Source organism: Kocuria rhizosphaericola, assembly GCF_044462205.1.
Lineage (GTDB): Bacteria > Actinomycetota > Actinomycetes > Actinomycetales > Micrococcaceae > Kocuria > Kocuria rhizosphaericola.
On record NZ_JBISWK010000016.1, the window covers coordinates 1 to 3,352 of the forward strand.

At 71.7% G+C, this 3,352-nt stretch carries 2 protein-coding genes; one reads left to right on the forward strand and one right to left on the reverse strand.

The features are described from left to right. Positions 1-51: 51 nt before the first annotated feature. A complete protein-coding gene (locus ACH9D2_RS01480; protein ID WP_396360986.1) occupies positions 52-1,260 on the forward strand; it encodes a peptidoglycan-binding protein in 1,209 nt (402 codons plus the stop codon). Between the two features lie 90 nt (positions 1,261-1,350). On the opposite strand, the gene ACH9D2_RS01485 is transcribed toward ACH9D2_RS01480, so the two are convergent. Beyond that, positions 1,351-2,574, reverse strand: a complete 1,224-nt coding sequence (locus ACH9D2_RS01485; RefSeq protein WP_396360987.1) for a ParB/RepB/Spo0J family partition protein — start codon at positions 2,572-2,574, stop codon at positions 1,351-1,353. Positions 2,575-3,352: the final 778 nt, after the last annotated feature.

Here is a 3,352-nt window from a genome sequence, read left to right on the forward strand (position 1 = left end):
ACGACCCGCTGTCCTGGCACCCTGCCGACCCTTCCGACCCGTGGGACACCCGTGAACAACGACGACACCGAACCGATGCTGCGCCGGACCATGACGAGCCGGCGGGTGGTGAGCCTGCGGGAACGACTGCTGCGCGCCGGCGTCACCGTGGCCTATCTCGCGCCGCAGGACGTCAACAACCCCTCCTACTTCGACGACCACGTCGACGCCGCCGTGCGCGCGTTCCAGCAGGAGCGCGGGCTCATCGTCGACGGCCTGGTGGGCCCCGAGACCGACCGGTGCCTCAACGAGGCGCAGTACGCCCTCGGCGACCGCCCGCTCTACGTCGACGACGACCGTCCCCTCCGGGGTGACGACGTCAACATGCTGCAGCACAACCTTTCGAGGTTGGGTTTCTACTACGGCCACCTCAACGGAGTGTTCGGCAGCAGCACGCACCACGCGGTCATGGAGCTCCAGCAGAGCCTCGGCCTGCCGACCACCGGAGTGGTGGACCGCGAGACCATCGCCGCGCTCGCCCGGATCAACAAGAACATCACGTCCTCCAAGGCCTTCTCGCTGCGCGAGTACCACCGTCTGGAGCGTGCCACCTCCGCCTTGCGCGGGCGCTCCGTGGTGCTCGTCCCGTCCGGGCCCGCCGGCCAGCAGCCGCCCGCATCGGCCGCCCCGGACTTCCGCGACCGCGCCGACGAGATCACCCGCGACGTCGCCCTCCGGGCCTTCGAGCTGCTGCACGAGATCGGCGCCGAGCCGGCGGTCGTCACCCCCGTCCGGGAGCTCCGCGACCGCCGCGGCGAGCCCGTGCGGACCGTCGCCTCCGCCCACGAGATCGTCGCCGGAGGGCGGTCGGACTCCGTGGTGGTCACGCTGCACTGCGACTGGAACTGCTCCCCCGCGGCCGGCGGAGTGGCCTCCTACTACTGGGGCGAGCAGGACCGCTCGGAGATCTACTCCCCCATCGGCGAGCGGGCCGCAGTGCTCGTGCTCAAGGAGATGGTGGCCCGTACCGGCGCCCTCGACCTCGGCACCCACGCCCGGCAGTGGGACCTGCTCAGGTCCCACGACGCCCCGACCATCTGGCTCGATCTCGGGTACCTCTCCAACCCGGCCGACCGCGCCCTTCTCGCGGACCCCGAGCACCGCAACCGCCTGGCGGAGGCTGTGGTCTTCGGTCTCCAGCGGATGTTCCTGCTCGCCGAGGACGACGTCCCCACGGGGACCATGAGCGTCGACGACGTCGCGGAGTACAACGGGCGCTGACGCAGGATCGCCACGGCGGTCGCCCCCGCACACGGGAAAGCCCCGGTGTTCCACGTGGAACACCGGGGCTTTCCCGTGGACGGGACCCTGCTAGCTGCGGTCCATGCCGGGGTCGAGCACCTCGATGATGCGGTTCAGATCATCCACCGAGGCGAACTCGATGGTCATCTTGCCCTTGCGGGCGCCCAGGGCGATCCGGACGCTCGTGTCCAAACGGTCGGAGAAGGCCTCCGCGATGTAGTCGAACCGCTCCTTGTGGCGCCCGGCCGGCGCGGGTGTCCGCTGGGGCTTCCGCTCCCCCGGCCCGGTCAGCTGGACGGCCTCCTCCGTGGCCCGCACCGACAGTCCCTCCGCGACGATGCGCTGGGCCAGGCGCTCCATCTCCGACGGATCCGCCAGGGACAGGAGGGCACGCGCGTGCCCGGAGGAGAGCACCCCGGCGGCGACCCGGCGCTGGACGAGGGGTGGCAGGCGGAGCAGGCGGATCGTGTTGCTGATCTGGGGGCGAGAGCGGCCGATGCGGCGCGACAGCTCTTCCTGCGTGGCCCCGAACTCCTCGAGGAGCTGCTGGTACGCCGCGGCCTCCTCCAGCGGGTTGAGCTGGCTGCGGTGCAGGTTCTCCAGCAGGGCGTCCCGCAGCAGGTCGTCGTCGGCGGTCTCCCGGACTATGGCCGGGATCGTGGGCAGGCCCGCGCGCTGGGTGGCACGCCATCGCCGCTCTCCCATGACGAGCTCGTACGCCTGCTCGCCGTTCTCCCGGCTGGAACGGACCACGATGGGCTGCAGGACGCCCAGTTCCGCGATCGAGTAGGCGAGCTCGGCCAGTTCCTCGTCGTCGAAGACCTGTCGGGGCTGCTTGCGGTTCGGGTGGATGGAGGCCACGGCGATCTCGGCGAAGGTGGCGCCGGGCACCGCGGCCAGCTCCTCGGTCTCGGCGTCCGTTCCACGTGAAACATCGCGTCCCTCAGCTGCGGCGGACTCCGGCCCGATGGCTTGGGGGCGACTCCCTGGCGCCTTCTCGGACGCGTCTGGTTTCCGTGCTCCGGATGTCGTCGTCTCGGTCCCGGGGGCCGGGGACTTCGCAGTCCGGGACCCTGCCACCGCGGGCCGTGACTCCTCCGAGAAGGGAGGCGTCGCCCCGGACTCCGGAGTCGGTTCCGAAGCGGGCTCCGCGGTCCGTCCGTCCGCGGTGTGATCGCTGCTGGCGACACTTCCCGGGGACGCGGTGCTCTCGGCGGGTGCCGTCGTTTCACGTGAAACGGTCGTCGAGTCGTCCGACGTGGACTGCGCGTCCTCCGTCGGCCCACCCGGCAGCGGCGAGGAGTCGCCCACGTCGGCCGTGCTCGCCGACGGCAGGAAGAACATGTCGGACGGCCGGCTGACGAGAGTGGTGTTGCGCAGGGCCTCGCCCATGTCCATTCGCGCCTTCATGGCCTTCTGACGCGCCGCCGGGCTGACGGTCCTACCACGGCCGCCGGTGGCGGACCGCTTGGCGGAGCCCGACTGCTCCGCCTGCCTGTGCGCACCCTCGGACTGCGAGGACCGCTCCTCGGCGCGCGGCTCTGCCCCGGCGGGCTCGCGCCGGTGGTCATCGGCCGTCCGGCCGGTCGCGACGGTTGGTTCGGGCTCAGGTGCGGGGGCGTCGTCGGCCGGAGCGGGGCTCCTCGGGGCATCGACTCCGGCCCCGCTGGGCGACGTTTCACGTGAAACGGGCACCGGGACATCGCCGACCGGATCAGAGCTGCTCGAGGTATCCGCTGCGGCTTCGGAGCGCGACGTTTCACGTGGAACGGATGCCGGGGAGTCGGGGACGCGCGGCGCGGCGGCGGGGTCCACGGTCGTCTCCGGCGCCGGGGGAGCGCCGGCCGTCGACTCCTCCTCGACCCGGGTCTCCGTCGCGGGCGCGCTCGGAATGAGCGCTCCCAGTCCTCGGCCCAGACCACGTCGTCGTTCGCTCACGGTGTTCCTCTCCTTCGCCCGGCAATCCGGACAATTCTAGCCGAGCGCCGCGGTCCGACGTGCCGTTCCACGTGGAACGAAGTGGAGCGGACGGGCCTGGGGCGGAAAGCACGGCGCCCGCCTCCTGCAGGAG